The following is a 25,975-nucleotide window of genomic DNA, read 5'->3' on the forward strand; positions in this document are numbered from 1 at the left end:
TCCCCCCTTGGCCGGGCGGGCCGTCACGCCCCCGCCCGGCGCGAGCGGAAGGGAGGTGAGCACCAGCCCCCAGAAGGACCGGCGCCACGCCGGTAGCACAGGCGGCCGGAACTCCGTCCGACCCCCGTCCCGGCCGCCGACGCAGTCAGGGATCGCTGCGAGCACCGGGCCCGCGGAGGTGCGACAGCCCTCCGCGGGTCCCGGTCACAGCTTCTTGCGCCACACCTGCCCGTGGATGACGTCGCCGAAGCGCTCCACGGGCGGCTCCTCGTCCGTGAGCACGAACCCGGCGCGCGCGTAGACGCGGTGCGCGGGACGCTGCAGCGCCGTGGTCCAGAGCATGATCTCGGTGTAGCCGGCCTCCGCGGCGAAGTCGACGCAGGCGCCGACGAGCGCCGCGCCGACGCCCAGCCCGCGGGCGTCCGGCTCGACGTGCAGCAGCCGCAACTGCGCGACGTCCTCGGTGCGCTTCACGCAGAACACCGCGCCGACGCGGGCGCCGTCCGCCTCGGCGATCCACGCGTTCTCCCGCTCCGGGTCGTGGTCGCGCACGTAGTCGGCGACGACCGAGGCGACGAGCGCCTCGTAGGTGCGGTCCCAGCCGCATTCGGTGTCGTACAGGGCGCCGTTGCGCTCGACCACCCAGCCGAGGTCGCCGGGGCGCAGCGGGCGCAGCACGGCGCCGTCCGGGTGCGGCCGGTCGCCGAGCACGCCCTGCACGGTCCGCATCGCGGCGAGCAGGCGGCTGCGGTCGCCGGCGTCGAGGCCGCCCAGCAGCCCGCGGATCTCGGCGGCGGTCCGCTCGTCCAGCATGGCGAACACCTCGCGGCCCCGCGGGGTGAGCCGGACGATCTGGCGGCGGGCGTCGCCCGGCGCGCGCTCGCGCAGCACGAGCCCGTCGGCCTCGAAGCGGGCCAGCATCCGGCTGAGGTAGCCGGCGTCGAGATCGAGGGCGCGGCGCAGCGCGAGCACCTCGGTGTCCTCCCGCTGGGCCAACTCGAAGATCACCCGCGCCTCGGTCAGCGAGTACGGCGAGCGGACGAGCCCCTCGCCGAGCACCCCGATGACACCGGTGTAGAAGCGGTTGAACGCGCGGACCGTGCCGACGTCCTCCTCGGTCACCTCCATGGCGCCTCCAAACGTTTGACTCAGTCAAACGTTAGGCGATGAGCGGGCGCGGCACCAGCCCCGGGGGGATCTCAGACGCCCGCGCCGGCCTTCGCCTCGGCGGCGGGCAGCGCGCGCGCCTCGCGGACGATCTTGCGCTCGACGAAGAAGGTCATCAGGGGCACGACGCCGCCGAGCACGATCAGCGCCATCTTGCCGATCGGCCAGCCGGTGCGCCGCCACAGGTCGAAGGCGAGCGCCACGTAGACCATGTAGAAGAGGCCGTGGATGGGCGACACGATGCCCGCCATCTCCGGCATGTCGGTCGGCCCGTACTTGAGGACCATCCCGATCGCCAGCAGCACCAGCAGGGTGCCGACGATGAACGCCAGGATCCGGTACCTGGTGACCGCGCCTTCCACAGAAACAACACCTTTCGTTCGGCGGGCCTGGGCGCGGGCGCGCCGCCCGCGCGCGGGGGTCAGCGGCGGCCGCGGGCGCTCTCGGAGTTGAGGCGGGCGAGGTAGCGGTTGTACGCCGCGAGGGCGGGGTCCTCTTCCTCGTGCCGCTTGATGATCTCCCGCTTGACCTCGGCCTCCGCGGGCTCCTCCAGCACCGTGGGCGCGGGGGCCGTGCCGGCCCGCTCGTCCCGGATCATCTTGATCCACATCACGAGCACGAAGATGGCGAAGATCGGCCACTCGAACGTGTACGCCCAGCTGCGGTCGTTGCCGGACTGGGCGCGGTCGAACTGCCACCAGCCGAACCCGAGGAACGCGCCGCACAGCACGATCGCCAGGGCGTGGAGCCCGAGCCAGCCTGGGGTGAGGAACCGTCGCACGGCACCGAGCCTACCCCCGGTTCCGCGAGGTGGCGCCGCGACCCCGCCTCAGGGCACCGGCGGGCCGGAGTAGACGGCGCGGGGCCGCAGCGGCACCCGCCGCGCGTACTCCTCCAGGGCGTGCGCGAGCCACCCGGCGGTCCGCGCGACGGCGAAGAGCGCCTCCCCGGCACCCGGGACGAGGCCCGCGACCGCGCCCAGCGCCGCCAGCGCGAAGTCGACGTTGGGCGCGGGCAGGCGGCGCCGCTCGGCCTCGGTGAGGACGGCGGTGGCGGCGGCGAGCCGTTCGTGGTCCGGCGCGGCGGCCGTGAGCAGCTCCATCAGGCGGGCGGCGCGGGCGTCGCCGGACTTGTAGACGCCGTGCCCGAAGCCGGGGATGCGCTCGCCGCCGCGCAGCCGCTCCCCCAGCACCCGGGACGCGGACGCCGGGTCGGTGACCTCCGCGAGGAGCCGCTCCGCCCCGTAGGACGCGCCGCCGTGCAGCGGTCCGCTCAGCACGCCGAGCCCGGACGCGACGACCGCGTAGGGGTCGGCGCGCACGGACGCCGCGACCCGGGCGGCGACCGTGGACGCGGCCAGCTCGTGGTCGGCCAGCAGGACCATGGCGCCCTCGAACGCGCGCAGCAGGCCGTCCGGCTCGGGCGGGTGCGGGCACAGCCGGCTCCAGAGCCGCTCGGCGAGCCGCCCTTCCGCCGCGGTGCCGCCGGCGGGCGGGAGCGCCTCGACGAGGCCCGCGACCAGCGACCGCCCGGTGCCGATGACGCCCTCGGGGTCGAGATGGTGCCGCAGCGGGTCGGTGGCGGCGAGCGCCACCGCGATCAGCTGGAGGCGGTCGAGCGGGAGGATGCCGGCGGGCAGCCCGGACTGGGCGGCGACGGCCGCCGCGACGCCGTCCGGCCGGGTCTCCCACGTGCCGGGATCGCCGCCGTCGTCGCCCGTCCAGAGCCACGCGGCCACGTCCTCGAACGTCCGGGACCCCGCCATGCCGAGGACGTCGCGCCCCCGGTAGTAGGGGCGGTCGGCGCCGAGCGCGGTGATCGACGACTCGATGGCCAGCTCCCCCGGGCCGGGCGGGCGGCGCGGCCTGCCGCGCCGGGCGAGCTCCTCGACCTGCGCGGCGTCGAACAGGCTGCGGCGGCCGTCGGGGGCGTGCCGGCGGCGCAGCACGCCCCGGCTCACGTACGCGTAGAGCGTGGCGGGCTTCACACCGAGCCGCTCGGCGGCCGCCGCCGCGTCGATCCACCCGCCGACCTGGTCGTCCGTCACGCCCGCCACCCTTCGACATTGATTTTCATCAATATTGATGCATGTGGATTCCAGTGTCAATCTGAGGGCATGCCACAGATTCACTTCCTGGACGTGACCAACCGCGACGGCGTGCAGACGGCTCGGACCGGGCTGTCCAAGTTCGGCAAGACGATGGTGAACTTCTACCTGGGCCGCCTCGGCGTGGCGCAGTCCGAGATCGGCTTCCCGTTCCTGTTCCACGAGGCGCCCTACGTGCGGGCGCAGATCGCGCTGGCGGAGGCGGGCGCCTTCGGCGGCCTGCGGCTGTCCGGCTGGTGCCGGGGCGTCGCGGCGGACGTGGAGAAGGCCGCGGAGGTGCGGGCCGGGGGCACCGGCCTCGCGCACTACAACCTGTCGATCTCGACGTCCGACTACATGATCGCGAACAAGTTCCGCGGCCGGCTGGACCGGGCCGCGATCATCCGCGAGGCGGCCGCGGCCGTCCGCGCGGCGAAGGCCGCCGGTGCCGAGACGGTCGGGGTCAACGCCGAGGACGGCTCCCGCACCGACGACGGCTTCCTCAAGGAGTTCGCGCTGGCCGCCAAGGAGGCCGGCGCCGACCGCGTCCGGTACTGCGACACCATCGGCGGCGACACCCCGGACCGGATCCGGGCCCGCTTCGCCGAGCTGGCGTCCGCCGTCGGCATGCCGGTCGAGACCCACTGCCACAACGACCTCGGCCTGGCCGTGGCCAACTCCGTCAGCGGCGCGCTGGGCGACCTGGAGGCGGGCCAGGACGCCTGGATCAACACGTGCGTCAACGGCATCGGCGAGCGGTCCGGCAACGCCGACCTGCTGTCGACCATCCTCGCCTTCCGGCACGGGTTCGGGCTGCGGGAGCGCGGCATCGAGTTCGGCGACCCGATCGACCTGTCCTGGGCGCGGCGGTTCGCGCTGTGGGCGAGCTACGCGTTCGGCCAGCCGCTCCCCTACAACCAGGTGGGCGTGGGACGCAACGCGTTCGCCCACGAGTCCGGCATCCACGCGGACGGCGCGCTCAAGGACCACGGCAACTACGAGCTGTACGACGAGGAGACCCTCGGCCCCTTCCCGGACGACTGGCACACCCGTCCCGGCCGCGTCGTCCTCACCGGCGAGTACGGCGGCAAGGCCGGGTTCAGGCACGTCATGGACGAACTGGGCATCGAGCCGGTCGAGGAGGACCTCGCGTTCAGGCTCGTCCAGCTGTGCAACGCCCAGACAGGTCGCCCGCTTACCGACGACGAGCTCCGCCTGATCGCGCGCCACCCGCGCGAACTGTCGCTGCTCTTCCCAGGTCAGCTCGACTGACGAGAATTTGTCCGGGCCGGTCTCTATCTTCTCGGGGCATGGCGAGCAGGACGGTGGCGGCCGGGGCCGCGCAGGCGTACACGTACACGAGGCCCTCGGGCCTGGACGCGGGGCTTCTGGGCCTGTCCACGTCCGGCGGCACCACGAGCAGCGGGCCGCAGGCGCACCCGCACTTCTTCAGCGGCGTGCTCACCCAGGCGGCCCCGGCGGCGGCGGCGCTCCTCGCCCTGGCCGACGTGGCGCAGACCCGGTACTTCCAGCCTCGCCCGACGTCCTTCCGCGATCCGGTCGTCACCTGCAACGGCGACCGGATCCGGATGGAGTCGTTCTCCGCCTGCGGCGGCGTGTACGCCCGGCTGGACGTCCTGGAGCCCGCGCTGGACGGCGAGGTCCACGAGCGGGGCACGACGAACGTGGACGTCAACGGCCCCCTGCGGGAGGCCCTCGCGCGCGTGGGCGGCTCCGATCCGCTGCATCTGGCGGTCGGGGCCGAGGAACTGGCCGTCACCACGCTGGACGGCGCGGTCGTGGAGAAGAAGGTCCCGCTGCCCGACCGCTGGCTCCGGGGGTTCGCCGAAGTGCAGGTCATCACGGCGGCATTCGACCCGCGCGGCGAGCTGGACGGGCCGGGCGCGGTGCGGTTCCTGCGGAGCCTGCCGCGCGCGACGCGCGAACCGCTGTGGGCCGTGCCCGCCGGGAGGACGCTGCGGGTCACGTCCCGCCCGGTGCCCGGCGCGGTGTGCCTGGCGGGCCCCGACCGGCTGCGGACGATGCTGCCGCTGCTCCGCTTCGCCCGTGCCCTGCGCGTCTACGGGCCGCCCGTCGCCCCGGGCGGCGGCCCCGTGTCGAGCGTGTGGGAGCTGGAGCTCCCCGGCATGAGGTACGTCCTGACCCTGTCGCCGCAGCATTCGCGCGGCTTCTCCGGTGAGGGCGCCGTGCTGGAGGACATCGCGACCGACGAGGCCGCCGGGGACGCCGACCTGCTCGGCGCCCTGCTGTCCTTCGAGCCGCGCGTCGAACCGCATCTGCTGGCCGAGCGGTCCGGCATCGGCCTCGCCCGGACGAGGGCCGCGCTGACCCAGCTCGGCACGTCCGGACGGGTCGGCTTCGACGCCGCCGAGGCCGCCTTCTTCCACCGCGAACTCCCCTACGACCCGGCGCGCGTGGCCGGCCTCAACCCGCGGCTGCGGTCGGCGCGCGCGCTGGTCGAGGACGGCGCCGTGCGGTTCACGCCCGGCGGCACGGCGATCGTGTCGACCGCCGGCGGTGAGCGGGAGGTCCGCTTCGACGGCGACCGCGCCGCCTGCACCTGCCCCTGGTGGTTCGACCACCGGGGCGAGCGCGGGCCCTGCAAGCACGTCCTCGCGGCGCGGATCGCCCGCCGCGGGGCCGGAGAGACGGCGGAGCAGACGGTGGAGGCCGGACGATGAGCACCTGGGCGGAACTGCGGCAGGCGATCCAGGAGGGCGGCCTGGAGGCGACGGCGCGCGCCGTGACGGCGCTGGACGACACCGAGCGGCGCACCGCCGCCGCCGAGCTTCCCCGGCTGCTGAAGGAGATGCGGGCCGCGACGGAGTACGGGTGGTTCGACGATGAGGTGATGCGCCGGCTGCTCATCGCCGGTGCCGGCGCGATCGGCGGCCCGGCCGCGGCGGCGTCCTGGCTGTGCCGCACCGACCTGCGGCTCTGGTGGTGGGGCGATGACGCCATGCGGCTGCTGGACGAGGTGACGCGGGCCCGCCCCGCGGAGTGGCGCGCCGAGGTCGCGCGCCGGATCGGCGACCGGATGCGGGTCTTCGACGGGGAGCGGGCACGCTGGGAGGTCGCGGCGGCGCTCGCCAGGTCGGCCGGCGCCCCGCCGCCGGTGTCCGACGGTTTCGTGGTCGGCTGGGTCGCCGGCCCCGGCCACGCGGAGGACCTCGCCCGCGACCCGTTCCTGGACACGCTCCTCCCGAAGCTGTTCGAGGCGGAAGGGGTCGGCGCCGCCCTCGCCGACGACGCGAACCGGGTCCAGTGGGACGCGTCCCGCGAGACCACCTGGGCCGCCGCGCTGGTGGACCTGGCCCGTGCGGGACGGATCGAGCGCCGCCTCCTCCTCGACGGCTGCGTGAGCCGCTTCCTGCGCGGCGGCACGGCGCATTCCCTGCGCTGGTTCGCCGGGCTCCACGACGCGCTCGAACCCACCGACGAGGAGACCGTCGACCGCCTCCGCGACTACGTGCGGCTGCTGCCCACCGCGCCGCCGGTGGTGGCCGACCTCGCGCTGCGGCAGGTGCGCCGCGCCGACGACCTCGGCCGGCTCGGCGCGGAGCCGTTCACCGAGGCCGCGGACGCGGTGCTGTTCCGCCCCGAGCGCAAGCTCGTCCGGGCCTGCCTGACCTGGCTCGACCGGACGGCCCGCAGGCGCGGCCGGGTCGACGCCACGCTGCGCGCCCTCACCGCGCTCTTCCCGTCCGAGGTGATCGACCTGCGCGAGCGCGCCGTCAAGATCGCGGCCAAGCACGCCGCCCGCGCGGGCGAGGCCGTCCGGGCGGAGGTCCGGGACGCGGCCGGGGTCCTGCCCGCCGGGCCGCGCGCGGCGATCGCGGACGCGTTCGGCGAGGTCGAGGCCCTCCCGGAACCCGTCTCGCCGGGCCCGCTCCCCTACGTGCCCAGGGCGATGCCCGCGCCCATCGGCTCCCTGGCCGAGCTCGCCGACGAGTTCGGCACCCTGGTGCGCGCCGAGGAGGAGTGGGCCGCGACGGAGCGGTTCCTGGCGGCGCTCATCGACCACGCCCACCGCGACCCCGGCGGGACCAGGGAGGCGCTGTGGAAGGTCGCCGACGACATCGCGCCGTGGATCACCAGGCCGGACGACTACGCGTACATGCGCCGCACCATCGAGGCCAGCTGGGTCGCCTTCCCGGTGGACACCCTGCTGTTCGGGCGCCGGAAGCGCGCGGCCGGGCTCCGCGCCGCCCTCTCCCTGCGGCGCTCGCGTCCGGGCGCGGCGCCGTCCGATCCGCCGCTGGCACGGTTCCTGGAGTGGCGGCTGCGCGAGACCGCGTCCTCCGTCGGGACGCGGCCGCTTCTCCTCGCGACCCCGACCGAGGCGAGCGGGCACATCGACCCGGACGTCCTCGTCGGCCGCCTCGAACGCCTGGAGGAGGCGGGCGCCGAGCCGGGGCGGGCCGACCTCGCTCAGGCGATGCTCCGCGTCCCGCGCGAGGTCGGCCCCGCGGCCCCGGTTCGGGCGAAGGCGCTGGCGTCCGGGGCGGGCCGGGCCGTCGCGTCCTGGCTCGCCGCAGGCGGCCTCCCGGACCCGGCCGTCACCTGCGAGATCATCGACCCGCGGAGCGGCACCGGCGGTGACCGGGCATCGCGCCCCCCGGCCCTCATCCGCACTTCGGTGGACGTGCCCGGCGACACCGACGCCGACCGCGTGTGCGCCCTGTCCGCGCGGGCCGGGCGCGACGCGGCACCCTGGAACCTCCTTGAGCGGATCGGGCACTGGCCCGCGATCCTGCCGTCCCACCGCGAGGTCGCCGCCGCGCACCTCGCCGTCCACGCCGGAAACTTCCCGGACGACGTCCGGATGCCGGGCGCCGCCATGCTCGGCGTCGCGGAGGCCGACGGCCCGGCCGGGCCCGCCACCGCCGCCCTCCTCGCGTTCACCCTGGCCGCCGACGACCAGCGCGACCGGTCGAACGCCGTCGACGCGCTGGTGACGCTCAGCGCCCGGGACGCCCTCCCGGCGGCCGAGACGGGCACCGCGCTCGGCAGGCTGTGCGCGCTGGGCCGCATCCCGCTGCCCCGCACGCTCAAGGCCCTCACGGCCGCCGCCGACGCGGGCGCCCACGCCGATGTGTGGACGGTCCTGGCCACCGCGCTACCGCACATGCTCCCCGCGCCGGGCGAACGCGCACCCGCCGGTCTCCCGTCCCTGGTCGCCCTGGCCACCCGGATGGCCGAGGTCACCGGCGCGAAGGGCGCCGTCCCGGCGGTCGCGGAGGTGGCGGCGCGCGGCGGTTCCAGCCGCCTGGTCACCGAATGCGCCCGCCTCCACCGCACGATCGCAACCTGAGCGCGCGCCCCGGTGTTCATAGAGGACACGGCGTTCGACCACGCGCCGCCCATGACCGGGATGTCGGACGCGCGTGGGACGCTGGACGTACCGGGAAGGAGCACCGCACGATGACCGAGACCCTCGCGTTCGGCACGGTCGACACCGTGCTCGGGCGCCTGCTCGTCGCCGAGACCGGGACGGGGGTCGCGGCGCTGCACTTCCGCGACACCCCCGCCGCCCGCGCCCGGACCGCCAAGGCCGCCGGGCTGCCGGTCGTGGACGCCCCCGGCCGGGTCGCCCCGGTCCTGGCGGCGCTGCGCGACTACTTCGCCGGCGACCTGAAGGGGTTCGAGGTGCCGATCGACTGGCGCCTCACCTCCGACGCCCAGCGGCAGGTGCTGACCACGCTGTACGACACCGTCCCCTACGGGCGGACCGTCACCTACGGCGAGCTGGGCGACCGCAGCGGCACCGGCGTGCACGCCCAGGTCATCGGGCAGATCATGGGGAGCAACCCGATCCCGCTGATCGTGCCGTGCCACCGGGTCGTCGCCTCGAACGGGCTGGGCGGCTACAGCGGCGGGTCGGGCATCGAGGTCAAGCGCTGGCTGCTGACGCTGGAGGGCGCCCTGCCCGCGACCCTCGACTGGGACATCGGCCGCGCCCCGTAACTTACCTACGCGTAGTCGGCAAGCCTAGAATGGGCGCGTGCCGAAGATCAGTGAGGCGACCGTCGCCGAGCACCGGGCCCGGCAGCTGCGGAACCTGCTGGACGGGGCGCGCGCGCTCGTGGCGGAGGAGGGCATCGAGGCGCTGACGCTGGCGGCGCTGGCGCGGCGGGTGGGGCTGTCCCGGCCGGGCCTGTACGAGTACTTCCGGTCCAGGGACGACCTCGTCGCCGCGATCCTGGACGAGGAACTGCCGCGGTGGGCGGCGCTGGTCGAGCGCGCCCTCGGCGGCGCGACCGGCCTGGACGGCAAGGTCGCGGCGTACGTCCGCTGCCAGCTGGAGGTCATGACGGACGGCCGGCACGCCGCCGCCGTCGCGCTGGCCGAGCACGCGCTCGCCCAGCCGGCCCTCGACCGCATCCGGGCCGGGCACGCGCAGCTGCTGCGGCCGCTCGCGGCCGCGCTGGAGGAGGGCGGCGTCCCGGAGCCGGAGCTGCGCGCCGAGCTGATCCAGGGGCTGGTCGACGCCGCCGCCCGGCTCGCCCAGCGGCCGGACGGCGCCGCGGCCGTCGTCGACGCGACGGTGGCGCAGGCGGTCCGGGGGCTCGGCTAGGAGGCCCGCGCGGGCGCGTAGGTGACGCCGGTGAGGGTCTCGGAGACCTCCCAGAGGCGCTCTCCGAGGCCGGGCCGGTTCGCCTGCGGCGGCGTGACCACCTTGGCGGGGGCGCCGCGGTACTGGAGCAGCCTGGGGCCGTAGCAGGCGCCGCCCTCGACGTCCGCCGTCGCCGCGTACAGGGACGGCAGCGCCCCCGCCGCGGCGGACTGGGCGATCAGCGCGTTGCCGATGCCGGTGGCCTTCTCCATGAGGGTGTTGCCCTGCATCCTCGGCCCGGTCCGCTGGAGGTTCGTCGCCGCGTAGCCGGGGTGGGCGGCGACGCTCGTCAGCTCCGGGAAGCGCCGGTCGAGCTCCTTGGCGAACAGCAGGTTGGCGAGCTTGGCCTGCGCGTAGGCCGCCCACTTGCGGTACCGGCGCTCGCCCTGCAGGTCGTCGAAGTCGAGCCGGCCCGTCCAGGCGAAGCCGGAGGTGACGGTGACGACGCGGGCGGACGGCGCGGAGCGCAGCGCGGGCAGCAGCAGCCCGGTGAGCGCGAAATGGCCGAGGTGGTTGGTGCCGAACTGCGTCTCGAAGCCGTCGGCGGTGGCGCGGCGCGGGATCGCCATGACGCCGGCGTTGTTGACGAGGACGTCGACCGGTTCCGCGCCGTACCGGTCCGCGAACGTCCGGACGGACGCCAGGTCGGCGAGGTCGAGCGCGCCGAGCGCGAGGTCGGCGCCGGGCGCGGCCTTCCGCATGCGGTCGAAGGCGGCCTGCCCGCGTTCGGCGCTGCGGCAGGCCAGCACGACGGACGCGCCGTGCCGGGCGAGCTGCAGCGCGGTGTGGTAGCCGATGCCGCTGTTGGCACCGGTGACGACCGCCCGCCGCCCGGACAGGTCGGGGATGTCGTTCGCCGTCCAGCCGCGCATGGGCACCTCCACGTCGTCGCGGGGCTCGCGTCCCCGCGCGGGACTGCCAAGTTAGACGGGTCCTCGAATAGAGGGCAACGGACCCGGAGGGCAACGGACCGGCGGTGTGGCGCGATTCACACCCGCCGTGCCGTCGCGAGCGCGCCCGCGGGCGCGCCCCCGGCGGCGCGGAGGGCATGTCCGCGGTCAGGCGGGCAGGTTCTTCTCGATGGCGCCGGTGACCTCGTCGGTCTCCGGCTCGGTCTGCGGCGCGAACCGGGCCGCGACGGTGCCGTCCGGGGCGATGAGGAACTTCTCGAAGTTCCACCGGATGTCCCCGGTGTACCCCTCGGCGTCGGGGACGCCGACGAGGTCCTGGTACAGCGGGTGCCGGCCCGGCCCGTTGACCTCGACCTTCTCGGTCATCGGGAAGGTGACGCCGTAAGTCGCCGAGCAGAACTCGGCGATCTCGTCGGCACTGCCGGGCTCCTGGCCCATGAACTGGTTGCAGGGCACGCCGAGGACGGTGAAGCCGCGCTCCGCGTACCGCTCCTGCAGCCGCTCCAGCCCGGAGTACTGCGGGGTGAGGCCGCACTTGGACGCGACGTTGACGACGAGCACGGCCTTGCCCCGGTACTGCGCGAGGTCCGCGGAACCGCCCCGCAGACCCTCGATCTCTACATCGAAGACAGACATGAGGCCGATCCTAGGAGATTCCTCCCCACGACCGGCCCGGCCGCCGTCCTACTTGCCCAAGGCGTTCACGAAGGCGGCGAGCTGGTTGCCCGCGTTGCCCAACTGGCTGAAGGCGTTGTTGACCACTCCCGCAGCGTCCGTCGGTGAGCTCAGCAAGTAGAAGATGACGAAGGCGATCGCCACATAGCGCATGTTCTTCTTCATCGATACGCCCGTCCCTGGTTGTAGCGCGCGACACAACTGACCCGATGCAATCATGCCCAGCGGCATCGGCCCGCAAAGCGGGATTTTACTGTGACGCGCGCGCCAGCGCTTGGTCGCCCAGGCGCGAAGAAGCCCCGTACCGCCGGGGGTACGGGGCCCGGAGCCGTCCGTCAGCTCGGTATGGCGCTCATGAACTGCGACAACGACTCTGCCGCGTTCCCGAGCCCGCTCAGGGCGTTGTTCACCAGAGTCGCCGCCCCCTGGGGCCTGCTGATGACGTACCACGCCACGAAGGCGATGGCGGCGATCTTCATATGCTTCTTGTTCACTTCAACCACCCTCTGCGGTCGATTACCTACGCAGAGTTATATCCAGGGGTGGCCGGACGGAGATCAAGACAAGGTAAAGAGACGGTCAGGGCCGATTGGCGTGCTCGGTGAGGTAGCCGATGTAGAGCGGCCTGAGCGCCTCGCCGACCTCGCCCTCCCCCGCGTGCGTGAACTCCTCCAGCAGCGACACCGCGTGGAACAGGTCGAACTCGGCGCGGCCGACCTCGCCCGTCGACGCCGCGGCGGCCGGGATCGCGCGCAGCAGCTCCCACAGGAAGCCGACGTCCCGCCGCCGCTTGGCGAGGTCCATCGCCCGCTCGTACAGCTCCTTGGAGGACAGCTCGTCCAGGTTCTCGCCGCCGGGCGTCACATCGGACATGCTCCGACTGTAGCCAAGGGCGCCCGCACGCGAACCGCCCCCGCCACGGCGGGTGGCGGGGGCGGGCGTCGCCCGGCGGCGTCCTACTTGGTGATGACGTCCTGCGGGATGGGCTGGTCCTGCTTGAGGGCGTCGAACAGCTTGGTCGCCTTGGCCTTGTCCCAGGTGATGTAGGCGCCTGCCGCCACGGAGCTGCCGCTGCCCCCGATCGGGACGGTCGTGGTCACTCCGCCGCCGCCGCTGACGCCCTTCATCGCCCACATCATGCGGATCAGGTCGTACAGGTGGTCGTTCTCGTCCACCAGGAAGTTGCTGGTGGCGTTCATCGCCAGCGGGACGCTGCGGAACGGGTTGAACATCGTCCCGGGGCTCGTGGCCTTCTTCATCAGCGCGGCGAAGAACTGGCGCTGGTGCTCCACCCGCTCCAGGTCGGCGCGGGCGTACTTGCGGGTCCGCACGTAGCCGAGCGCCTGGCCGCCGTCGAGCGTCTGGCAGCCGGCCTTGAGGTCGAGCCCCGCCTTGCGGTCCTTGATGTCGTCCTTGACGCAGATGTCCACGCCGCCGACGGCGTCGACCACGCCCACGAAGCCGCCGAAGCCGATCTCCGCGTAGTGGTCGATGTGGACGCCGGTGGCCTTCTCCACGGTCTGCACGAGCAGCTTGGGCCCGCCGAACGAGAAGGCCGCGTTCAGCTTGTTCGACCCGCGCCCCGGGATCGGGACGTAGGAGTCGCGCGGCAGGCTGATCAGTGACGTCCCGCCGGAGCCGTAGTGGAGCAGCATCATCGAGTCGGTGCGGCGGCCGTTGGCGGCCCCGGTCGCCAGCCGCTTCCGGTCGTCCTTCGACAGGCCCTCCCGGCTGTCGGAGCCGACGATCAGCCAGTTCGTGCCGGGGGTGTCGGCGACGCGGCCGGGGTAGTCGACCAGGACCGACTCGCGCTTGAGCCGCGAGTCCAGGTAGAAGTAGCCGCCCACGACGATCAGGATCAGCACCACCGCGAGGGCGCCGAGCACCCGCGGCCAGCGCCGCCGCCCGCGGCGCCGGACCGGCGCGCCGTCGTACGGGCCGCCCCGGTCGGCCCGCGCTCCGGCGAGCTGGTCTCCCGCGTACGGGTCGTCGTACGGGTCGTAGCGGTCCCCGTACGGGTCCCGCCCGTAGGCGGCTTGCTGGTGCGACCGGCCGTCGTTCATGCGTAGACCTTAGACAACCCGAGGGGTGCGGCGCGTCCCTCCGCCGCATGATTGTCGGGTCGAACAAATCACCGCGCTCTGTGACGAATGAAGCGGACACTCTCCCCTTCAAGGCGCACACTTCCCCCGGCGGGAGTACACCGGCGGGACGCGCGGAGGGCGGCGCATGGGTGTGGTACGGCGTTTTTCCAGGCGATTCGGGCTGCGCGGGAGGAGGCGGCCCCGCCGGACGGCCCCCGTGGACCCGGGCCTCCCCGAGGTGATCCTCTCCTGGCACGCGCGTGACAAGGAACTCACCGAGACGGGGCTGGGCACCATCGCCCGGCGGTTCCCGGCCACGCTGCTGCAGGCGGCGCGGCTCGCGTGGCGGGCGAGCCGCGCCGACACGATCGCCACGGTCTCGCTCAACGTGGTCGCCGGGTTCTTCACCGCGTTCTGGCTGCTGGCCACCACCGGCGTGCTCACCGCCCTGTTCAGCGAGGCGCCGACGCCGTCCCGGGTCCGCGACGCGCTGCCGTCGCTGGCGCTCGTCGCCGGCGCGGTGGCGCTGCGGGCGGCGCTCCAGGCGGGCGCCGGATGGGCGCAGGCCCGGCTGGAGCCGCAGGTCGAGCGGCTGGTCGAGCTGCGCCTGTACGAGGCGACGACCGCGGTGGACATGACCGCGCTGGACGACTCCGACTTCCTGGACGACCTGAAGCGCGCCCAGGGGCGCGGCATGGTGTCGGCGCCCATGGTCGTCCAGCACGCCGTGGACGTGCTCACCGGCGCCATCGGCATGATCGCCGCCGCCGGGACGCTCGGCGTGCTGCACCCGCTGCTGCTGCCGCTGCTCCTGCTGACCGCCGTCCCGGAGGGATGGGCGTCCCTGCGCAGCGCGCGGATGCGGTACGTGATGATGCTGTCCCTCATCGGGGTGGCGCGGCGCAAGTGGATCCTGTCCGAGCTGATGGTCGACCGGCAGCACGCCGCCGAGGTGCGCTCGTTCACGATGCGCCGGTTCCTGCTGGACCAGTACGACACCTCCGCCTCCTACCAGCGGAGCGTCGAGCTGGACGTGGCGCGGCGCCAGCTGATCGTGAAGGTCACCGGGGACCTGCTGAAGGGCCTGGCGACGGCACTCGTCTACGTCGCGCTGGGGTTCATGCTCTGGCGGGGCGCGGTGCCGCTGGCGGTCGCGGGCACCGCGGTGCTCGCGATACGGACGGGCCAGTCGTCCCTCGCCAATCTCGTGTTCGCCGTCAACCGGTGCTACGAGGAGGGCCTGTACTTCGGCGACTACGTCGCGTTCTGCTCCGCCGCCGAACAGCGGATCCCGCGCCGCGCCCTCCCGCCCGCCCCGGACGAGGAGGAGCGGCGGCGGCTGCCGGACGACTTCGCGCACATCCGCGTCCGCGACGTCGTGTTCAGCTATCCGGGCGCGGACGCGCCGTCCCTCAACGGCGTCTCCCTCGACCTGCGCAGGGGCGAGGTGGTCGCGCTCGTCGGCGAGAACGGCTCCGGCAAGACGACCCTCGCCAAGATCATGGCGGGCCTGTACGACCCGGACCGCGGCGAGGTGCGGTGGGACGACGTCCCGCTGACGGACGTCCCGCCGCAGGACGTCTGGGAGCGCATCGCCGTCATCGCGCAGGACTACACGCACTGGCCGATGACCGCCCGCCAGAACATCACGATGGGCCGCAGCCGGGACCACGACGGGAACGGCGCCGCGAACGGCGACGGGAACGGCGGCGGGAACGGCGGCGAGGATCCGGCGATGCTCGCCGCCGCCCGCGCGTCCGGCGCCGACGAGGTCGTCGCGGAACTCGCCCGCGGCTACGGCACGCTGCTGGACCGCCGGTTCAAGGGCGGCGCCGACCTGTCCGGCGGGCAGTGGCAGCGGCTCGCGGTCGCCCGCGGCTTCTTCCGGGACGCGCCGCTGCTGATCTGCGACGAGCCGACCGCGGCACTGGACGCGCGGGCCGAGCACCAGCTGTTCGAGCGGATCCGCACGCACGCCGACGGCCGGACCGTGCTGCTGATCACGCACCGGCTCGCCAGCGTCCGCTACGCGGACCGCATCTACGTCCTGGACCGCGGACGGGTGATCGAGGAGGGCGGCCACGCCGCGCTGATGGCCCGCGGCGGCCTCTACGCCGACCTGTACTCGCTGCAGGCCGCCGCCTACGGCGCGGGCGACCCGCGGCCGGCCCGGCCGGCCGCCGGGACCGGCCAGACCTAGCGGTGGCTAGATGTAGAGGCCGTAGCCGCCCTCGTCCTCGCGGGGCGGCGCCTCGGGCAGGTCCTCGGGGCGCAGCAGCACCACCTCCGCCGGCTCGACCTCGCGTCCCGCGTCGTCGCCCGCGGTGATGCGCTGGGCCTGCCGGGAGATCGCCGCCTCCAGCAGGTTGCGGACGAGCCGGGCGTTGCCGAACGAGGCGCCGCGCGGGTGCGCGGCGACGCGCTCGCGCAGCGCGTCCAGCACCCCGGGCGCGAGCGCGAACCCGGCCTCCGCCGCCATGAACTCGAAGATCGTGACGAGCTCGTCGTCGGTGTAGTCGGGGAACCGCAGCTTCTTCGGGAACCGGGACGCCAGGCCCGGGTTGGCCTCCAGGAACCGCTCCATCTCGGCGTCGTAGCCGGCGACGATGACGACCAGGTCGCCGCGGTGCTCCTCCATCAGCCGCAGCAGCTCGGCGATCGCCTCGTGGCCGAAGTCGCGCCGGTCGCCGCCCGCCGACGACAGCGCGTACGCCTCGTCGACGAACAGGACGCCGCCGAGGGCGCGCTCGACCGCGCCGCGCACCCGCGGGGCGGTCTGCCCCACGAACTCGGCGACGAGGTCGGCGCGGGAGACCTCCACCAGGTGCCCGGACGACAGCAGCCCGAGCCGGGCGAAGACGGCGGCGACCAGCCGCGCGATCGTCGTCTTCGCGGTCCCGGGGTTGCCGCTGAACACCATGTGCCGGGCCGGGGGCGCCGGCGACACCTTGGCGTCGCGGCGCAGCTGCTCGGCGCGGACCTCGGCGACCAGCGCGGCCACCTCCCGCTTGATGTCGGCGAGCCCGATCAGCCGCTCGACCTCGGCGAGCGGGTCGCCGGGCACGTCGTCGCGGCCGCGGGTCAGCGTGTCGGGGACGTCCTCCACCAGGATCACGTCGAGGGACTCGGTCTCGTCCACGACGCCGTCGGCGAGGACGCGGCGGCCCTGCATCGCGACGGCCCGGTCCAGCAGGTTCGTCATGATGCGGGCGTTGCCGAGGCTCCGCTCGCGCGGCGCGCCCTCGACCAGCGCGCGGACCTTCTCCAGCACGCCGGGGGCGAGCTCGAACCCCGAGTCGGCGGCCTTGGCCGCGAACACCTGGACCAGCTCGTCGTCGGTGAGGTCGGCGAACCGGATCGTGCGCGGGAAGTGGGCGGCCAGCTCGGGATGCGCCTTGAGCAGCCCGTTCATCTCCGCCTGCGGGCCGGTCAGCACGACCACGAGGTCCTCGGTGTGCGCCTGGACGCTGGTCAGCAGGACCTCCAGCACCTCCCGTCCGCGCGCCGCGTCCGCCGACGCCGACACCAGCGCGTGCGCGTCGCGGACCAGCAGGACGCCGCCGTGCGCCTGCTCCACCGCGCGCCGCACCCGCAGCACGCTCTCGCTGGCGTACTCGCCGAGCAGGTCGGCGCGCTCCACCTCGACGAGGTGGCCGGACGACAGCACGCCGAGGTCGGCGTAGATCCGCCCGAGGATCCCGGCGACCTTGCCCTTGCCGGTACCGGCGCCGCCGGTGAAGACCAGGTGCCGGGGGCGGGACCGCACCGCCATGCCCGCCTCGCGGCGCAGCCGCTCGGCCTCGGCCTCGGCGATCAGGGCGTCGACCTCCCGCTTGACGGAGTCGATGCCGGCGCAGGCGGCCAGCTCGGCGAGCGGGTCGGTCTCGGCGGGGCGGCCCGCGATGAGGCCCTGCGGCAGGTCGGCGGCGACGACCTCGGCCGCGTCCGTGCCCATGCCCGCGTCCATGCCCGCTTCCGGGGCGGCGCCGCTCCCGGCGGCCCGCGCGCGGGCCGCCGCGACGGCCTGGCCCGCCAGGTGCTCGGCGAGCCGGGCGCCGCGCAGGTTCCGCAGCGGCGGGGTGCGGCGCAGCAGCGCGCCCGCGGCCGCCGCGGCCTCCGGGGCGGCGCGCCCGCCGCGCCGGGCGACGGCGAGGGTGAACAGCTCGGCGAAGTCGTCCTCGCCGAAGTCGCGGGTGCGGGCGACCTCGAACGCGCGCACCAGCGCCGGGTTGGCGTCGAACAGCCGGCGGTCGCCGCCGGGCCGGCACAGCGCGACGACGTCGAGGGACGGCGCGCGGGCCATCAGCCGCCGCAGCTCCTCCACGGCGGCGGCGCCGCAGCGCTCGCTCGCGGCGAGCTTCTCCAGGTCGTCCACGACGAGGAGCATGCGCCCCTCCAGGCAGTCGCGGACACGGGCCTGCAGCCACAGCACGGCGTCGCTCACGCCCAGCGACGCGAACACCTGGTCGGAGATCCACAGCGCCTCCCGGACGGCGCCGCGCGCGGCCAGCAGCTCCTCGACGGCCTCGGCGGCGGTGCCCTTCCCGGTGCCCTCGGGACCGGTGACGAGCAGCCGGACGGCCCGCTCGCCCGCCAGCCGCGCCGCCACCGCCTCGCGCAGCACCCGGGACAGCTCCGGCTGCCCGACGAGCCCCGGCTCAGGCACGGCGGCCCGCCCGCTGCGCCCGGCCGCGGCCTCCGCCGCCTCCGCGGCCTCCGCGGCCTCCGCGGCCTCCGCGTCCTTGCCGCCGGCTCCGAACGACGGCACGTTGAGGACCCGGCGGGCGGTGAACAGCCTGCGCAGGTCGGCCTGGAAGGGACGCACCGGGACGCGGCACTTCGGCGTGACCGGCGCGTCGGGCAGCCCCTGCACCGCGCCGGTGACCCGCACGGCCATGTCGAGCCACGCGCGCGCGGCGTCGGCCTCCCCCGCGACGAGCCCCCGCGCCAGCCAGGCGCGCACGTCCGCCTGCCACGCCTCCGCCGAGAACCCCTCGCGCGCGGCGCGGAACCGCTCCTCCACGTTCTCGTAGCGGGTGGTGCCCAGCACGACGGCCAGCTCGGCCGGGACGACCGGCGCCTCGGCGGCCAGCAGCAGCCGGGCCAGCGCGGCGTCCGGCTCGTCCCCGTCGGCGACGGCCCCGGCGAGCCGCTCGTGCGCGGCGTCCAGGCCCTGGCACGCCCAGCCCAGGTACCCGACCGGGCCCGCCAGCTCCGGCAGGACGGCCAGCTCCGCGTCGGACAGCCCGGAGGTCCAGGCGTCCTCCAGCCGCCGGTTCGGGACGGTCATGTCCACCGCGCGCAGCTCCGGGTCGGCGGCGCGCCGGTCGAACAGCTCGGCCAGCGCCGCGCGGCGCCGCTCCACCGGCTCCAGGCCCGCGAAGACGTCCAGCCCGGCCCGTGCCAGCTCGAACATCACCGCGCGGCGCTCGGGGTCGTCCCCGGCCGGCTCGGGCAGCCACAGGCCGGGCGGCCGCCACCGCCCGCCCTGGGTGAACCAGGCCAGCGGGTCGCGCACCGCCGACTCCGGCGTCGCGAGGAAGTCCGACAGCAGCTCGTAGTCGACGTCGCCGCGCGATCCGCCGCGCACCGCCGACGCCCCCAGCAGGAACGTCAGCAGCGACCACTGCTCGGCCCCCGCCGCGCTGGTGCCGTCGCCGTAGAAGTCGCTGAGCCGCCGGGTGAGCACGACCGCCCGCTTGTCGGTGTTGTAGGCGACCGCCCGTTTCCGGATCTCCGCGTAGAGGCCGTCCGGTACGCGCCAGGGACCGTACGCGTAGACGTCCAGGACGGGTTCCTCGGTGAGCAGCACTTCGAGATGGTCCGGCAGCCGGGGGGCACTCAAGTCGCGTCTCCTGTACAGCGGCGGGGGCGATCGGGTCCGACAGCACCCTATGACCCGGCACACACCGGCACACCCCCGTCGCGCCGGGTTGGCGGGCGGGCGGCCGTCGGAGATAGTTGTCAGACGGAAAGCATCCGCCGGACGGCCCTCCGCCGGATGCCGCGCTCACAGGAGGGGAAACCCCCGTGTCGGCTCTGGACCTGGCCGCGCGGTCGGACGGCGGGCGCACCGTCGTCCGGCTGCGCGGTGAACTGGACTTCGCCTGCTCCGAAGACCTCCGCCGGGGGCTGGACGAGGCGCGCCGCGAGCACGGCGAGCACCTCGTCCTCGACCTCGCCGAGCTGGAGTTCATGGACACGGGCGGCCTGTCGGTCATCGTCGCCTGCTTCAAGGCCGCGACCGCCGCCGGCGGCAGCCTCACCCTCGCCGGGCCGCGCCCGGTCGTCCGCCGCGCCCTGGAGATCACCGGGCTGCACCGCAGGATCCCGGTGACCGCGACCCTGCAGGAGGCCCTCACCGGCTGAACCGGTGCGCGGGCACGCGGGCCCCGGGCGGGGGCCTACAGCGGCAGGGCCGTGGGGCGCTTCGGGCCGCGGCCGTCGCCGGACGAGCGGCCGGTCGCGCGGCGCCCGATCCACGGGACGAGGTAGGTGCGCGCCCAGCGGACGTCCTCGCGGCGCATGGTCAGCCAGTCGGCGCGGTCCAGCGGCGGCCAGGGCTCGCGCCAGTCCCCCTCGACCGGCACGCCGATCACCCCGGCGACCAGCAGCGCCATGCGGCGGTGGCCCTCCGGCGACAGGTGCAGGCGGTCCTCGTGCCAGGCGCGGGGGTCGTCGAACGCGCGCAGCGGCCAGAGGTCGACGACGTCGCAGCCGCGGCGGTCGGCGATGGCGCGCAGGTGCATGTTGTAGGTCGCCGCCTTGCCCCGGATCCGGTGGCCCGAGCGCAGGTGGCGGGTGTCGAAGCCGGTGAAGATCACGACGCGGGCGCCGGTGCCGCGCAGCCGGCGGACCGCGTCGTCGAACACGACCGCGAGCGCGTCCGGGTCGGCCCCGGGGCGGATCATGTCGTTGCCGCCGGCGCACAGCGTGACGAGGTCCGGGTCGAGGTCGACGGCCCGCGGCACCTGGTCCTCGACGATCTGCCGGACGAGCTTGCCGCGGACGGCGAGGTTGGCGTAGCGCAGGCCGGGGCTGTGCGCGGCGATGTGCTCCGCCAGCCGGTCGGCCCAGCCGCGGAACACGTCGTCCTCGCCCGGGTAGGGGTCGTTGAGGCCCTCGGTGAAGCTGTCGCCGATGGCCACGTACGTCCTGATCTGCTCCACGTCGCTCATCACAACCCCCAGCACACATGAACATGGTCGAACACGACCATTAATCATGCATCGTGCATACAACCTACGCGACCGTAACCCGGGCCGCCCGGCGCCCGCGCCCCCGGCGGGCCGGCGCGGGCGGCTAGGTCCAGCTCGGCGAGGTCGAGCCGGGCTGCTGCGCGGGCGCCGCGGCGGGCGCGCCGCCCGAGTGCACCGTCATCGCGTGCTTGACCAGCGTGATCAGCACCTGCTTGGTGGACTCGCGGCTCCGCGCGTCGCACTGCACGATCGGCACGTGCGAGCTGATCGACAGCGCCTCGCGGATGTCCTCCACGGCGTACTGGAACTCGCCGTGGAACCCGTTGACGCCCACCACGAACGGCAGGCCGAGCTCCTCGAAGTAGTCCACCGCGGCGAAGCAGTCCTCCAGCCGGCGGGTGTCGACCAGCACGACGGCGCCGATCGCGCCGCGGACCAGGTCGTCCCACATGAACCAGAACCGGTGCTGGCCGGGGGTGCCGAACAGGTACAGGATCAGCTCGCTGTCGAGCGACACGCGCCCGAAGTCCATCGCGACCGTGGTGGTCGTCTTGTCCGGCACGGCCGACAGGTCGTCCACGTCGGCGCTGGCCGCGGTCATCACCGCCTCGGTGGTGAGCGGCATGATCTCCGAGACGGAGCCGACGAACGTGGTCTTCCCGACGCCGAACCCACCGCCGACGACGATCTTGACCGAGGTCAGCTCGGCCTCTCCGCCGTGCGGCCCGGGGGGCGGGACCTGGTCAGAGCTTCCGAAGGCCACTGAGCACCCTTTCTAGCAAGCGGATGTCCGGCTGTCCGCCGGCGGTGGTTGCGGGCTGCGACTGGTGCAGCCGCAGCAGGCCCTCAACGGCCATGTCGGCGACGAGCACGCGCGCCACCCCGAGCGGCAGGCGCAGCAGCGCGGACACCTCGGCGACCGAACGGGCGGAGCGGCACAGATCCATGATCGCCCGGTACTCCGGGGTCAGCACGGCCACGTCCCGCGGCGGGTAGGGCGCCGCGGTGACCAGCGCCTCGATGGCCAGGTCGTAGCGCGGCTTCGTACGCCCCCCGGTGACCGCGTAGGGGCGCACCAGCGAACTGGTCTCGCCCTCCTCCCGCTCGGGCGGGCGGCCCGGCATCCGGCCCTGGTCACCGGGCCAGCGTCCGGAGCCGCCCGGGCCGCCGGGGGCGCCTCCGTAGTGACTGCCTCGATCCATGTCGCCGACCTCCGTCAGAGTCAGTCACGATCAATAGCGGGCGGGGCCTGCGCCCATCTCGGTCACGGACGGCCCTGAGTAGGGCGGCTGCTGGTCCTGGGTGCGCAACGCGGGGGTCAGCGCCCGGCCCACCCGCTCGACCAGCAGCGTCATCTCGTAGGCGACCAGCCCGAGGTCGCAGTCCGGGGCGGCCAGCACCGCGAACACCGACCCGTTCGTGATGGACATGACGAACAGCAGCCCGCGGTCCATCTCGACGACGGTCTGGTTCACCCCGCCCGCGTCGAAGATCTTCGCCGCGCCCTGGGTGAGGCTCATCAGCCCCGAGGCGATCGCCGACAGCTGGTCGGCCCGCTCGGGCGGGAACCCCGAGGAGTACGCCATCGGCAGACCGTCGGAGGAGACCACGACGGCATGCGCGACCTTCGCGACACGGTCGGCGAAGTTCGTCACCAACCAGTTGAGATCCTGCCCGCTCACCGCGTGCCTCCTGTCTCGCCGTCACCCTGCGACGGCAGCTCACCTGAAGTTCCTGTGCCGCGAGCCTCGTTGCGTCCCCGGTGGACGCCGCGCTGCAGGCTCGCGAAACGGCTGCGTACGACGTCGGCCGGCTGGCCGGGCCCCGGCTGGCCCTGGACCGGCCCCTGCGGTGCCGGCGGCTGCTGCCCCGGCACGGACTGCGTCTGGCCGGGCCCGCTCGGCGGCGGGCCCACCGGCGGCGGCCCCGCCTGCGGCGGCGCCGCGGCCGCCGGCTGCGCCGCGCGGCCGACCGCGCCGGGCACGCGGTTCTTGCCCGGCACCCGCTTCGGGAGCCCCACGTTCGTGCGGGACGTCGCCACCGGCCGCCGGGCGGCCTCGGCGGCGCGGAATCCCGCGTCCGCGGGCGATTCCCAACCCTTCACCGGATCCTCCCCGGACGATCCTCCGGACCTGCGCTGGAACCATTCGGACTGCATCGCGTCGAAGATGGGCGACCGCTCGGGCACCCGCGGCGGCCCCGTCGGCTCGGCGGGCGGGGGCGGCGGCGCCGCGGCCCGCATGGCCGGCTCGGGGGCGGGCGGCTCCGGCGCGTACTCCTCCACCGGGGCCGCCGGGGCCGCGCCGTCGCCGTAGGCGTAGCCGTCGGCCGCCGGGAGGGACTCGACCGGGAGCGGACCGGTCTCCCACGGGATCTGCCGCGCCGAGCGGGGCTCCGGCACCGCCGGCTGCGCCTCCGGGACCACCGGCTGCGGGCCGGTGCGGGCGCCCGGACGGTAGCCGGTGCCGTTGCTCGCGGGACCGCCGGCCGGCGGCGCGGCGGGCTCCTGCCGGCGCTCGGCGCGCGGCTGGAACAGCCCGTTCGAGCCGTCCTCGGACGGGCGGTCGGGCAGGTTCGCCCCGGGCTCGCGGACGGGCAGCTCGCCCGGCCGGCGCGGCTGCCGGTCGCCCGGCTGGTAGGGGTCCTCCGCCGGCGGGCGCGCCTCCTGCGCCCGGACCCGGTCGCGCGGCGGGCGGCGCTCGATGGGCGGCGGCGCCTGGCTCTCGGCGCCGGAGAAGCCGCCGCCGACCGGGATCGGCCCGGTCTCGCCGATGACCGGCTGGGCGTCGGTGCCGCCGCGGAGCGACCGCAGCGGCCCGGTGCCGCCGGACGGGGCGCCGGCCGGCCCGTAGCCGTCCTGGCGGAACGCGCCGGGCCGCTCGGCGGCCCCCGCGGTGAGCGGCGAGAGCTGCCCGTGCGAGCCGGACTCACGCGGGGCGAGCCCGCGGGCGGCGATGCCGCCGGACTCGCCGGCGCTGATGGCGGCGTCCGGCAGCACGACGAACGCGGTGAGCCCGCCGCCCTGGGCGGCGCGCAACTCGACCCGGATGCCGTGCCGGACGGCCAGGCGGCCGACCACGAACAGGCCCATGCGGCGGGCCGCGGAGAAGTCGATGACCGGCGGGTTCGCGAGCCGCCAGTTGGCCTGCTCCAGCTCCTCGGGCGACATGCCCACGCCGTTGTCGGTGATCTGGAGCATGCAGCCGCCGCCGCTGAGCATCTGCCCGGAGACGGTGACCTTGGTGTGCTCGGAGGAGAAGGCGGTGGCGTTCTCGACCAGCTCGGCCAGCAGGTGGACGAGGTCGTTGACGACGGGGCCGGTGACCGCCATGTCGCCTTGAACCCGCAGCGCGACCCGTTCGTACTGCTCCACCTCGGACAGCGACGCGCGGACGACGTCGATGAGCGGGACGGGCTTGTTCCAGCGCCGCACCTGCTCCTGGCCGCCGAGGACGAGGAGGTTCTCAGAGTTGCGCCGCATGCGGGTGGCCAGGTGGTCCAGCCGGAACAGGTTCGCGAGCTGCTCCTCGTCGCGCTCGCTCTGCTCCAGCTCCTCGATCAGCCGCAGCTGCCGCTCGATGAGCGACTGGCTGCGCCGGGAGAGGTTGACGAACATCGCGTTGATGTTGCCGCGCAGGACGGCCTCGTCGGCCGCGAGCCGGACCGCCTCGCGGTGGACCTCGTCGAAGGCCCGCGCGACCTGGCCGATCTCGTCGGTGGAGTCGATGTCGATCGGCTCCACCTCGATGCCGCCGGCGGCGGCCTCCGGATCGCGCAGCCGGTCGACCAGCCCGGGCAGCCGGGTGCTCGCGACGTCCAGCGCGCCGACCTGCAGCCGGCGCAGCGGCCGCACCAGCGACCGCGCCATCACGACCGTGATCAGCAGCACCGCGGCCAGCAGCGCGGCGATGATGATCGCGTCCCGGATCGAGGACGTCCGGGCCGCCGCGCCCTTGTCGTCGCTGCGGGCCTTGATGTCGCTCGCCAGCCGCTGCTCGACCTCGCGCATCTGGTCGATCATGCTGGTCATCGAGTCGCGGAGCAGCTTGGGCGACCGGGCGGTGCCGAGCGTGCGCGACAGCGGGCCGCCGGTGCCGGCGACGCCGGAGATGACGCGCTGCCGCAGCAGCCGGGCCTGGTCGATCTTGGTGCCGACGACGGTGTCCTCGTACAGCTGGACCTGCTCCAGCGTCGCGGAGTCGCGGAAGGCGGCGAGCTCGCTGTCCTCCTGCGCGCGCGCTGCCCGGAGCTCGTTCAGCTCGTCGGCCGCGAGCTGCCGGGCCCGCGCGCCGGTGAGGAGCAGCGCCCGCTCGCGCGAGACCGCCTCCTTGGCGCGGGCGAGGGCGCCCAGGGCCCGGCTCGCCTCCGCGAGCCGGTCGTCGGCCGCGTTCTGGGAGATACCGTCGAGGATCGCGATCAGCTCGTTGGTGGCCTCGGTGTACTTCTGCAGCACGATGAAGGCCGGGACCTTGGTGCCCACCACCAGGGAGCGCAGGGCGGCGATCCCGTCCAGCCGGCTGAGCACCGCGCGGGCGTCGCGGACGGCCTCGGTGCCGTAGGAGCCGTCGATCGCGTTCGCGGCCGTCCGCACCGGTTCGATCTGGGCGTCGGTCCGCCGCTCCTGGGCCCGCAGCTCCTGCAGGAGCGCTTCGGCGCGCCCCGCCGCGCTGTACTCGACCGCCAGGTCCCGCTCGGCCGAGAAGACCTGGACGAACCGGGTGATCCCCTCGCCCAGCTCGGCCATCTGCTCGACCCGCCCGTACGCCTCCGCCTCGCTGAGGGAGCTGGAGATGCGCACCCCGGCGAGTACGACGGCGGCGACCGTCGGCACCAGGACCAGCACGATGAGCCGCTGGGGCACACGCCAGTTCCGCAGGCTCAGCCTGCTTCCCGACCGTGCCGAACGGTCCGACTGAACCTCGACGTTACCTGGTCGAGGACCGTCGCGACCTTCGTCGCTTGGTTGCATCCGCCGCTAACACCCTCTCCACACGATGTCGCACTCTCCGTGGCCTCATAGGCGCGCAGGGTTAAAGCGACCTCACCTCCACCCTCGGCGCACGACATTGCAGCACATTCCCGGATAGGCCGCAAAGGACCATAGGTCAGCCGTTATAGACCAATGGACCGTTCGCGACTTTGTACCCATATGTCCGTTTTCTTGAGCATGGACGATCACGCAGCGTGGCAGCGCATACCGCGATCCGGCGGCTACT

At 74.6% G+C, this 25,975-nt stretch carries 23 protein-coding genes; 7 read left to right on the plus strand and 16 right to left on the minus strand.

The window, feature by feature from the left end; all coding sequences use genetic code 11:
* Positions 1 to 204 precede the first annotated feature (204 nt).
* The 4 genes from CHF16_RS12275 to CHF16_RS12290 all read right to left on the minus strand — a co-directional run bounded on the left by CHF16_RS12275 (position 205) and on the right by CHF16_RS12290 (position 3,214).
* A complete protein-coding gene (locus CHF16_RS12275; RefSeq protein ID WP_089326114.1) occupies positions 205 to 1,128 on the minus strand; it encodes a bifunctional helix-turn-helix transcriptional regulator/GNAT family N-acetyltransferase in 924 nt (307 codons plus the stop codon).
* A gap of 71 nt (positions 1,129 to 1,199) precedes the next feature.
* Positions 1,200 to 1,529, minus strand: a complete 330-nt coding sequence (locus CHF16_RS12280) for a DUF3817 domain-containing protein (RefSeq protein WP_089326115.1) — start codon at positions 1,527 to 1,529, stop codon at positions 1,200 to 1,202.
* A gap of 59 nt (positions 1,530 to 1,588) precedes the next feature.
* A complete protein-coding gene (locus tag CHF16_RS12285; RefSeq protein WP_089326116.1) occupies positions 1,589 to 1,948 on the minus strand; it encodes a hypothetical protein in 360 nt (119 codons plus the stop codon).
* A 48-nt stretch (positions 1,949 to 1,996) separates the two neighbouring features.
* Entirely contained in the window at positions 1,997 to 3,214 is a 1,218-nt protein-coding gene (locus tag CHF16_RS12290; protein WP_089326182.1) for a citrate synthase, read from the minus strand.
* A 69-nt stretch (positions 3,215 to 3,283) separates the two neighbouring features.
* Between CHF16_RS12290 and CHF16_RS12295 the strand changes: the two genes are divergently transcribed.
* The 5 genes from CHF16_RS12295 (at position 3,284) to CHF16_RS12315 (ending at position 9,851) form a co-directional block, all read left to right on the plus strand.
* Positions 3,284 to 4,525, plus strand: coding sequence for a homocitrate synthase/isopropylmalate synthase family protein (locus CHF16_RS12295; RefSeq protein WP_089326117.1), 1,242 nt, complete (start codon positions 3,284 to 3,286; stop codon positions 4,523 to 4,525).
* A 38-nt stretch (positions 4,526 to 4,563) separates the two neighbouring features.
* Positions 4,564 to 5,955, plus strand: a complete 1,392-nt coding sequence (locus tag CHF16_RS12300; protein ID WP_089326118.1) for an SWIM zinc finger family protein — start codon at positions 4,564 to 4,566, stop codon at positions 5,953 to 5,955.
* A complete protein-coding gene (locus CHF16_RS12305) occupies positions 5,952 to 8,588 on the plus strand; it encodes a DUF6493 family protein (RefSeq protein WP_089326119.1) in 2,637 nt (878 codons plus the stop codon). The genes CHF16_RS12300 and CHF16_RS12305 overlap by 4 nt, the downstream gene beginning before the upstream one ends.
* Positions 8,589 to 8,698: 110 nt before the next feature.
* Complete coding sequence (locus CHF16_RS12310) at positions 8,699 to 9,241, plus strand: methylated-DNA--[protein]-cysteine S-methyltransferase (protein ID WP_089326120.1); 543 nt, start codon at positions 8,699 to 8,701, stop codon at positions 9,239 to 9,241.
* 37 nt (positions 9,242 to 9,278) lie between these two features.
* On the plus strand, positions 9,279 to 9,851 hold the full coding sequence (locus CHF16_RS12315) for a TetR/AcrR family transcriptional regulator (protein WP_089326121.1): 573 nt from the start codon (positions 9,279 to 9,281) through the stop codon (positions 9,849 to 9,851).
* Here CHF16_RS12315 and CHF16_RS12320 read toward each other — a convergent pair.
* From CHF16_RS12320 to CHF16_RS12335, 6 genes are all read right to left on the minus strand, one after another.
* Complete coding sequence (locus CHF16_RS12320) at positions 9,848 to 10,762, minus strand: oxidoreductase (protein ID WP_089326122.1); 915 nt, start codon at positions 10,760 to 10,762, stop codon at positions 9,848 to 9,850. The genes CHF16_RS12315 and CHF16_RS12320 overlap by 4 nt on opposite strands.
* Positions 10,763 to 10,948: 186 nt before the next feature.
* The gene (locus tag CHF16_RS12325; RefSeq protein ID WP_089326123.1) at positions 10,949 to 11,437 is read right to left on the minus strand and encodes a glutathione peroxidase; all 489 of its coding nucleotides are present in this window, start codon (positions 11,435 to 11,437) and stop codon (positions 10,949 to 10,951) included.
* A 48-nt stretch (positions 11,438 to 11,485) separates the two neighbouring features.
* Positions 11,486 to 11,641, minus strand: a complete 156-nt coding sequence (locus CHF16_RS40220; protein WP_179271493.1) for a hypothetical protein — start codon at positions 11,639 to 11,641, stop codon at positions 11,486 to 11,488.
* A 170-nt stretch (positions 11,642 to 11,811) separates the two neighbouring features.
* Positions 11,812 to 11,970, minus strand: coding sequence for a hypothetical protein (locus CHF16_RS40225; protein WP_179271494.1), 159 nt, complete (start codon positions 11,968 to 11,970; stop codon positions 11,812 to 11,814).
* Between the two features lie 85 nt (positions 11,971 to 12,055).
* On the minus strand, positions 12,056 to 12,349 hold the full coding sequence (locus tag CHF16_RS12330; RefSeq protein WP_089326124.1) for a hypothetical protein: 294 nt from the start codon (positions 12,347 to 12,349) through the stop codon (positions 12,056 to 12,058).
* Between the two features lie 83 nt (positions 12,350 to 12,432).
* On the minus strand, positions 12,433 to 13,539 hold the full coding sequence (locus tag CHF16_RS12335) for an LCP family protein (protein WP_089326125.1): 1,107 nt from the start codon (positions 13,537 to 13,539) through the stop codon (positions 12,433 to 12,435).
* Positions 13,540 to 13,777: 238 nt separating this feature from the next.
* On the opposite strand from CHF16_RS12335, the gene CHF16_RS12340 reads away from it, so the two are divergent.
* Positions 13,778 to 15,760, plus strand: coding sequence for an ABC transporter ATP-binding protein (locus tag CHF16_RS12340; protein WP_245868406.1), 1,983 nt, complete (start codon positions 13,778 to 13,780; stop codon positions 15,758 to 15,760).
* A gap of 6 nt (positions 15,761 to 15,766) precedes the next feature.
* Here the strand turns inward: CHF16_RS12340 and CHF16_RS12345 are convergent, their stop codons facing one another.
* Positions 15,767 to 19,405, minus strand: a complete 3,639-nt coding sequence (locus CHF16_RS12345) for an AAA family ATPase (protein WP_143227956.1) — start codon at positions 19,403 to 19,405, stop codon at positions 15,767 to 15,769.
* 185 nt (positions 19,406 to 19,590) lie between these two features.
* Between CHF16_RS12345 and CHF16_RS12350 the strand changes: the two genes are divergently transcribed.
* Positions 19,591 to 19,929: an STAS domain-containing protein gene (locus CHF16_RS12350; RefSeq protein WP_179271495.1), complete on the plus strand. Its 339-nt coding sequence runs from the start codon at positions 19,591 to 19,593 to the stop codon at positions 19,927 to 19,929.
* Positions 19,930 to 19,964: 35 nt separating this feature from the next.
* Here the strand turns inward: CHF16_RS12350 and CHF16_RS12355 are convergent, their stop codons facing one another.
* From CHF16_RS12355 to CHF16_RS12375, 5 genes are all read right to left on the minus strand, one after another.
* A complete protein-coding gene (locus CHF16_RS12355) occupies positions 19,965 to 20,738 on the minus strand; it encodes an SGNH/GDSL hydrolase family protein (protein ID WP_089326129.1) in 774 nt (257 codons plus the stop codon).
* Between the two features lie 124 nt (positions 20,739 to 20,862).
* Positions 20,863 to 21,462, minus strand: coding sequence for a GTP-binding protein (locus CHF16_RS12360; protein ID WP_089326183.1), 600 nt, complete (start codon positions 21,460 to 21,462; stop codon positions 20,863 to 20,865).
* Between the two features lie 40 nt (positions 21,463 to 21,502).
* Positions 21,503 to 21,961, minus strand: a complete 459-nt coding sequence (locus CHF16_RS12365; RefSeq protein ID WP_089326130.1) for a DUF742 domain-containing protein — start codon at positions 21,959 to 21,961, stop codon at positions 21,503 to 21,505.
* Positions 21,962 to 21,991: 30 nt separating this feature from the next.
* Positions 21,992 to 22,441: a roadblock/LC7 domain-containing protein gene (locus tag CHF16_RS12370; protein ID WP_089326131.1), complete on the minus strand. Its 450-nt coding sequence runs from the start codon at positions 22,439 to 22,441 to the stop codon at positions 21,992 to 21,994.
* Positions 22,438 to 25,620 (minus strand): sensor histidine kinase, encoded by a 3,183-nt coding sequence (locus tag CHF16_RS12375; protein ID WP_179271496.1) that lies wholly within the window; start codon positions 25,618 to 25,620, stop codon positions 22,438 to 22,440. Before CHF16_RS12375 ends, CHF16_RS12370 begins: the two co-directional genes overlap by 4 nt.
* Between the last annotated feature and the right edge of the window lie 355 nt (positions 25,621 to 25,975).

The sequence above is a fragment of the Actinomadura meyerae genome, from assembly GCF_900188445.1.
Lineage (GTDB): Bacteria > Actinomycetota > Actinomycetes > Streptosporangiales > Streptosporangiaceae > Spirillospora > Spirillospora meyerae.

Coding starts and splice junctions, on each gene's coding strand:
- CHF16_RS12300 (WP_089326118.1), top strand. CDS start 4,564: ATGGCGAGCAGGACGGTGGCGGCCGGGGCCGCGCAGGCGTACACGTAC.
- CHF16_RS40220 (WP_179271493.1), bottom strand. CDS start 11,641: ATGAAGAAGAACATGCGCTATGTGGCGATCGCCTTCGTCATCTTCTAC.
- CHF16_RS12320 (WP_089326122.1), bottom strand. CDS start 10,762: ATGCGCGGCTGGACGGCGAACGACATCCCCGACCTGTCCGGGCGGCGG.
- CHF16_RS12275 (WP_089326114.1), bottom strand. CDS start 1,128: ATGGAGGTGACCGAGGAGGACGTCGGCACGGTCCGCGCGTTCAACCGC.
- CHF16_RS12355 (WP_089326129.1), bottom strand. CDS start 20,738: ATGAGCGACGTGGAGCAGATCAGGACGTACGTGGCCATCGGCGACAGC.
- CHF16_RS12305 (WP_089326119.1), top strand. CDS start 5,952: ATGAGCACCTGGGCGGAACTGCGGCAGGCGATCCAGGAGGGCGGCCTG.
- CHF16_RS12325 (WP_089326123.1), bottom strand. CDS start 11,437: ATGTCTGTCTTCGATGTAGAGATCGAGGGTCTGCGGGGCGGTTCCGCG.
- CHF16_RS12335 (WP_089326125.1), bottom strand. CDS start 13,539: ATGAACGACGGCCGGTCGCACCAGCAAGCCGCCTACGGGCGGGACCCG.
- CHF16_RS12295 (WP_089326117.1), top strand. CDS start 3,284: ATGCCACAGATTCACTTCCTGGACGTGACCAACCGCGACGGCGTGCAG.
- CHF16_RS12310 (WP_089326120.1), top strand. CDS start 8,699: ATGACCGAGACCCTCGCGTTCGGCACGGTCGACACCGTGCTCGGGCGC.
- CHF16_RS12330 (WP_089326124.1), bottom strand. CDS start 12,349: ATGTCCGATGTGACGCCCGGCGGCGAGAACCTGGACGAGCTGTCCTCC.
- CHF16_RS12365 (WP_089326130.1), bottom strand. CDS start 21,961: ATGGATCGAGGCAGTCACTACGGAGGCGCCCCCGGCGGCCCGGGCGGC.